This window comes from Odoribacter sp. N54.MGS-14, from assembly GCF_000980295.1.
Lineage (GTDB): Bacteria > Bacteroidota > Bacteroidia > Bacteroidales > Marinifilaceae > Odoribacter > Odoribacter splanchnicus.
Map to the genome: position 1 here is coordinate 20,498 of NZ_LARL01000044.1, position 7,361 is coordinate 27,858.

Annotated in this window: 4 protein-coding genes; 3 read left to right on the forward strand and 1 reads right to left on the reverse strand. The window is 44.5% G+C overall.

Translation table 11 applies throughout. The features are described 5' to 3' along the window. The first annotated feature begins 19 nt into the window (after positions 1–19). From WS42_RS09640 to WS42_RS09650, 3 genes are all read left to right on the forward strand, one after another. The gene (locus WS42_RS09640) at positions 20–3,559 is read left to right on the forward strand and encodes a SusC/RagA family TonB-linked outer membrane protein (RefSeq protein WP_286728468.1); all 3,540 of its coding nucleotides are present in this window, start codon (positions 20–22) and stop codon (positions 3,557–3,559) included. A 1-nt stretch (position 3,560) separates the two neighbouring features. Next, complete coding sequence (locus tag WS42_RS09645) at positions 3,561–5,000, forward strand: RagB/SusD family nutrient uptake outer membrane protein (RefSeq protein WP_087381163.1); 1,440 nt, start codon at positions 3,561–3,563, stop codon at positions 4,998–5,000. Positions 5,001–5,088: 88 nt separating this feature from the next. Next, positions 5,089–6,252, forward strand: a complete 1,164-nt coding sequence (locus WS42_RS09650) for a thioredoxin family protein (RefSeq protein WP_046403091.1) — start codon at positions 5,089–5,091, stop codon at positions 6,250–6,252. Between the two features lie 72 nt (positions 6,253–6,324). Here WS42_RS09650 and WS42_RS09655 read toward each other — a convergent pair. Next, positions 6,325–7,361 (reverse strand): HEAT repeat domain-containing protein (locus WS42_RS09655; RefSeq protein ID WP_046451034.1); only part of this gene is annotated, 1,037 nt, incomplete at its 5' end.

Genomic DNA, 7,361 nt, shown 5'->3' on the forward strand with positions numbered 1-7,361 from the left:
ACAAATTAACCAAATTTATATGAAAAACGATGTATCAGCTATTCCAGCCGGAAAAAGCAACTACCTGAAACGGCTTTTATTCCTGCTGGTATGTGTGCTAATGTCAGGGAATGCGGTGTGGGCGCAGCAACCTACAATCACCATTCATGCTAAAAATCAATCTTTAAAAGAGGTATTGAAAGAAATCGAGCAGCAAAGTAAGCACTCGTTTATCTATTCCTCGAGTACCATCAATGTCAACCAGAAAGTTAATCTGGAATGTAATGGTGTATCTTTAGACAAAGCTTTGGAACAATTGGGAGCCATTGCCGACATCACTTACTCCATTTCCAATCATCAGATTATGCTGGCTCCGGCAGGGAAACAACCGACTCCGGCAGCAGTAGCCGGCAATCAGAAAGGAGCTAAAGCCGGACAAACCATCCGGGGGGTTGTGAAAGACGAAAACGGAGATCCGATTGTAGGAGCCAGTGTTTTCTTTAAAGGTACTACAGTAGGTGTCGCTACAGACGTCGATGGGAAATTCACGCTAAAAACGACAGAAGCGGGCCAATTGCTGGTGGCCTCCTTCATCGGTTACAGCAATGCCGAAGTGAAAGTGATGCCTAACCAGGAAGTCTACAACTTCGACCTGAAACCGGAATCGAAGATGATCGAAGAAGTCATCGTCACCGGTTACCAGACCATCTCTAAAGAACGGGCAACCGGTTCGTTCGCCATCATCTCTCCCAAAGATATGGAAGGGAAATTACAAACCAACGTTATGGATCGTCTGGAAGGGAAGGTGGCCGGATTGACTTCGAACCGCGGGAATATTCAGATTCGAGGAGTCTCTACCTTGAATGGCGACAAGACACCGTTATATGTAGTAGATGGTATTCCGTTTGAAGGAGAACCGGGCAGCCAAACTACGCCATTGGATGTGCTTAACCCTTCGGATGTTGTGAATATCACAGTATTGAAAGACGCTACAGCTGCTTCTATCTACGGAGCTCGTTCCGCCAACGGTGTAATTGTTATCACAACGCGCAGCGGTTCAACAGGCAAACCGCGTGTCAACTATAACGGAAGTATCAAATTGCAAGGCCTCCCCGATAGGGATTATGCAAACAAAATGTCCAGTTCGGAATTGGTGGACTTCCAAAAAATGTTGATTCAAACTTTCCCGAATGTAAATCGTTATGATGCCAACCGTTTCCAAAACGATGTGCAATTGTTATTGCTGGATTGGAGAGACGGCAAATTAAGCGAATCGGAACTTGAAACGAAATTGAAACCCTACCGTACACATGACAGGTACAACCAAGTGATTGATGAATTCCTTCGTAAAAGGGCTATCACGCACCAACACAACCTTTCATTTAATGGTGGTTCGGACATCTACAAATACAATTTTTCTATAAACTACACCGGAACCGCTCCATACGAACGAGAACAGAAAACGAAACGTATAGGTTTTAATATCAAAAATACGTTTAATCTCTTTAAGTGGTTTACTTTGGATGCAGGCATCATCGGCAGCAATAAGTCCGAAGATTACGACAATGGCGTGTTGGGTATGAACTTGTTGAATGCGGGTACCTCTTCCTATTATATGTTGCGTGACGACGAAGGCAATCCGCTCCAGATGTACAATACCAAATCACAGGCAGAAATCGACCGTTTGAAAAGTATCGGGTTGATGGACGAGACCTATATTCCGGTCAATGAAATGGCATCTCGCCACTATACGGCAAAAAGCCGTTACCTGAACTTGAATTTCGGAGCCAAATTCAAGATTATTGACGGGCTGAACCTCGAATTGCGTTACCAGACGGAAAATACCACCGGATTCACGAAGCAATATGACACGAAAAATGCTTTGGATGTAAAAACTATGATTAACGATGCTGCCGTATTAAATCCAAACGGTACGTTAAAATACAACATCCCTGTCGGAGGACAGATTGTGCAGACCAATACGGACAATAATTCCTACACGATGCGTGCCCAAGTGAACTATAACAACACCTTTTCCGAGCGTCATGACTTACAAGTGCTTGTCGGCGCAGAACGGCGGAAAGTCGTTACCTCTCAAAACGGTTTCTACCGTTTGGGATACGATGATCAGACATTGGTGTACAGCGAAATCAACGCGCTTGACTTGAATCAAATGCTTCGGGGCACTCAAAGTATATACGGAACATTCTCATTCAACAACAAGACTCCGGGTTTCTCGCATGTGGACAACCGTTATGTATCATTTTATGGAAATGCATCCTATACTTTAGACAACCGTCTGACCGTGAATGGAAGTATCCGTATTGACCAATCAAACCTTTTCGGTACAGACCCCAAATATCAGTATAAACCTTTATGGTCTGTAGGTGCCCACTATGTTCTGTTTCAAAACAAAACCAATTGGTTAGATCGTCTTGTGCTTCGTGCCACTTACGGTATCAACGGTAACGTTTCTAAAAAGAACGGTCCTTACCTGATTGCCGCAACAGACAGGAACAACTACTATACCAATGAAAGCGCATTCTATATCAAAAGTCCGGCAAACCCGTCATTGCGTTGGGAAAAGACCCAAGTAACCAACATCGCAGTAGATTTCAATTTATTCCAAAACCGTTTGAACGGCTCTGTCGAATTCTATAACAAAAAGAGTAGTGATCTTTTGGGAGACTTCTCCACCGATCCGACCCTGGGATGGAGTTCCATGTTGATGAACTTTGCCAGTTTGTACAACCGAGGTGTAGAAATCGTATTGAACAGTGAGAATATCAAAACGAATGAATTCTCATGGACTTCTAACTTCATATTCGGATACAACAAAAATAAAGTGCTTGAAGTCGAGACTTCTGATGAATCGGCTTACAGTTACTATAGCAAACTGAACACCCGTAAAAATTATGCCATGAATTCCATGTTCAGCGTTCGTTATGCTGGTTTGGATGAAAACGGTATTCCAACCGCCTATAACAAGAATGGAGAAATTGTAAAATCTGCCGACCTTTTGACCAAGGAAGATTTAGTTTACTCGGGTACTTACGAGCCACGTTTCAATGCATCATTTACTAACCGTTTAAGTTATAAAGGTTTTGATCTTTCCTTCATGTTTATCTATGCCGGCGGTCATGTAATGCGCGATGTAAAAGCAGGCATGTTGATTGCACAGCATCCTATTTACCGCACCTCCAATGCCGACCGCGACCTGATGAATTACTGGAAAAGCGCAGAGGATAACAACAATCCGGACATCAACCCGGCTTTTGCTTTCCAAAACCAGGCAGCCATGAAAGCAAAAGACCTTTGGAGTGCAGCCGACAAACATGTACAGAAAGGCGACTACATCAAATTGCGCGATGTGACTCTTGGTTATACCATTCCCCCACATTTGTTGAAAAAATACATGATTCAAGGTATCCGCCTGAATGTACAGGTACAGAACCTTTGGTACTGGGCCGCCAATAGGGACAACTTAGACCCCGAAGTATGGAACGGCAGCAGCCTTTCACCCTCACGCGGCTCTCACCTCCCGGCAAATGTGACATTCGGTTTATCAGTTAATTTCTAAAATGAGAACAATAATGAGAAAATACATTTATCCGATACTCTGCACCCTACTGATAGTAAGTCAAGGATGCGACCATTTTTTGGGAAACAAACCGAAAGGATATGCGATTCCCGAAGCTTTTGAAGACTATGTGAAATTGTTGGCCAGTCAGTCTCTCAATAGCTGCATGAGCACAGATGCATTTTATCTGACAGATGACGTGCATTTATTGGACGATACCGTTTCTGCTGCCGACCTGGCGTATGCAAACCAAGATGACCACGAGCGCAATCTCTACTCATTCAAAGGCGGACAGATTTACACGCCGGGGTCAGATGACAACTTGTGGAATGCCGCTTATGAGCGTATTTACACATTCAACACTATTATCAACAACGTGCTTTCCTCTACCGATGCCACCGATGCAGAAAAACATCGCCTGCGCGCCGAAGCGCTCTACCAGCGTGCTTTCGAATACCTGGCATTGGTCAACATCTACGCCCGCCATTATCACAAAGAAACGGCAGCAACCGATTATGGCATTCCTTTGATCACAAAGGATCTTGTAGATCAAACATACACCCGTGCCACTGTTGCCGAAGTATACAAACAAATAGAGGATGACTTAAAAGAAGCTTCTAAAAGCCTGAAAGAAGTCCCCATTAACTTATTCCATCCCTATTTAGGCAGCCTTCACTCTTTTTATGCCCGCCTGTATCTCTACATGGGACGTTATGACGATGCTCTCACCGAAGCAAAAGAGGCACTGAAACTGAACGACAAATTGCAAGATTTGTGCCCTTATCAGACAAAGGATAAAACTACCTGGGGACGTATCGTCTTGCCTGATGGTACACCAATGCTCGAAAAGGATGACAATCCGGAAGCCGTATTTGTCCGTCTGCAAAGCGGACGTGTAACCATTCCGGTCAGCAAGGATTTTCTTGCAACATTTGAGCGTAACCTGCCTGCAGGAGCGACAGACCAGCGCCGTGCTTTGTTTTATGCCGACGATACCGTCAACATGGGACGTACCGATTATTTTTACGGGGAGACTTGCTATATTCTATATGCTTATCAGAACGTAGGTTTCTCCACTGTCGAAAACATGCTGATTGCCGCAGAATGCGAAGCCCGCGTCGGCTCCAAAGACAATGCAATGAGCTATGTGAACAAACTGCGTGACAACCGCATCAAAAACAACGTAGCCCTGACAGCAACCGACAAGGACGAAGCGCTCCGCATCGTATTGGACGAACGTCGCCGGGAATTTGCCTTCACGGGTTTCCACCGCCTGATAGACCTGAAACGTCTCAATTATGAAGACAAATTCCAAAAAAACATCACCCATACAGCAGACGGTGAGACCTTTACCCTTGCACCGAACGACAATCGGTACATCTTCCCGATTAATCAAATGATTTTGAATTACAATCCGGGAATGCCGCAGTACGAGAGATAAAAAGTTTTAAAGGTTACAACGGTTAAAAGGAACGACTAAACCGTTGTAACCCCTTTAACTGCGATAATTTTTGTAACTCTGAAGTAAAATGAAAAAATTAATTTTCCTGTTCAGTCTCTTTATCGCCTTCCAGGCAGTTGCCCAAGAAGGTATCCGATTCCGGCATTGCAGCTGGGAAGAAGCCAAGGCTATGGCGAAAAAAGAGAAAAAACCGATTTTTATCGATTTCTATACCCAATGGTGCGGCCCCTGCCTGAATATGGCTGAAAACATCTTCACCTTAGGAAGTGTAGGTAATTTTTACAACGATCATTTTGTATGCCTGAAGATTGATGCAGAAACAGGCGAAGGAGTCGAATTAGCCAAAAAATACGAAGTAGCTTCCTTCCCCACCTTTGTTTTTGTAAATCCCAAAACCGAAAAAGCAATCCATATCTCCGGTAGTAATCAAGACCGGGAAACTTTCCTTTTCACCGGAGCTTCGGCCCTGGATCCGAAAAAGACCTCTGTCTATCTGATGGAACAACAGAAAGCAGGCAATACCAAACCGGAATTCCTACTTGATTACGCTTATTATGCAGCCTCCCGCTATAACCGGACAGAAAGCGAAAAATGTGCCGAACAACTGATCACGAAGCCGGGTTATTCACTGGAAAATCCGAAAGTATGGGCCTTATTCGTGAAATCCATCCACGGACGGGACAACAAACTGTTTAAAATGCTTTGTTCCGATATCGACAAATACCGCAAAATTCACGGAACCCAGGCAGTAGACAGTAAATTATTCAAAGAATGTAACTACTGCCCGGATGCCGCCGAATTGGCAGCCATACCTGATTTCGAAGGAAAAACATTCCTTACCCGGAAAAACGAGGCCGACCGACTGATTAGTGCCGAAAAATACGAAGAAGCTGCCCGGCTCATCGACCAAATGGTAGCTGATCCCGGTGCTTTCCGTGAAGAACTTTGTATATATTTTCGCTTTATGACCCGTTCAGCCACTTATAAAGATTATCCGGAATTCTGGAAAGAAAAATGCCTGGAATATTCGCGGTATATGGCTTACAATATGTCTAACCGGGATGACGCAACTACCCATTTCGATTATGCCAACCAACTGGAACACTTCATCCGGACCAACCCGGAAATTCAGAAACATCTGCCCGAGTTCCTCCAAAATCAGCCCAAATACGGCGTCAAAGAATATTCAATGCGTCCCGAAAAACTGAAAGCGAAACCGAAAAGGCATTAAATAAAAAATTATCCCAAAATCGATTTTTGATATATCGATTTTGGGACAATTCTTATCATTTACTTTCCTATTTTAATCGATCAACCTATTTTTAGTTTTCACCGCCTCGTCGACCAAACGGGAATTTTCGTTTGCAGCAATCAGTTTTTCACAAGCCGCAATAATTTCCGGCCGTTTCACCGAATGATTATACCAGCTCAGGGCTTCGACAGTCCTGATCCGTAAATCCATATCCTGCGAAGCGTCCAGCATAAAGGTAATCAGGGGTTCTACCGACCGGGCATAGTTTTGATTGCGGTGTCTACCGATTTCAAACCGTTTATCTTTGGCTTTGGAAGTCTTATTCAATACGACCGCGATATTGTTTTCCCAGGAAGCAGCTCCCCGTTGAATCAAAGTCGTCAATGCTTTCAGTAAATCGGTTTCATCTACCCAATACGCCCCCTCCGTGGTTTGTTTCTGTATCTCCGCCAGCATTTTATCCGGATTCAGAAGTCCCGCAGCTTCCCGGGCCTGATAGTTCACCCGGGCGGACAAGCGGTCATTCAGTAACGAACGGACTACTGCCGGAATAGCTTCGTCAGCTCCTGTCTTACCGGCATAAATAACGGCAAACCGCCGGACCAGTTCGTAACTGTCATCCACAGCCAAGGGTAATATTTCAAAAAGTACCGGGCTGTTCATTTCATACAATAATTTCAAACATTCCATCCGGACCACACCATACGGCGAAGACCGATAAACAGACTGCAACAAAAGATCCAGCCCCTTGTCCTGATTTTCAAAGAGTTTCCGCAAGGCCATTGCCTGCACATCGGGAAGCGGATGTTTCAGCATGCGATGCCACAACGCCACGTTTTTCTTTTCTTTGACGAGAATCTTATTCAAGTCCAACCGGGAATCCCCGGTATTTGCAAAACGATAAGTAGGGTCACCGATAATATGTGTTTCCAGAAAATGCACATGTCGCGCCCATTGACCGATTCTCACGCCACAGGCCAGTACCCCCAAATATTCGTCGGGCCATTTGTCCTGAATGGTATTCACCGTATTCCCTTGAGTAACCACTGTATTTCCTTCACCGAAAATATAAGCATCGGCAATGCAAT

Bases quoted from the DNA above. Each gene is read 5' to 3' on its own strand.
- WS42_RS09640 (WP_286728468.1), top strand. From the start codon at position 20: ATGAAAAACGATGTATCAGCTATTCCAGCCGGAAAAAGCAACTACCTG.
- WS42_RS09645 (WP_087381163.1), top strand. From the start codon at position 3,561: ATGAGAACAATAATGAGAAAATACATTTATCCGATACTCTGCACCCTA.
- WS42_RS09650 (WP_046403091.1), top strand. From the start codon at position 5,089: ATGAAAAAATTAATTTTCCTGTTCAGTCTCTTTATCGCCTTCCAGGCA.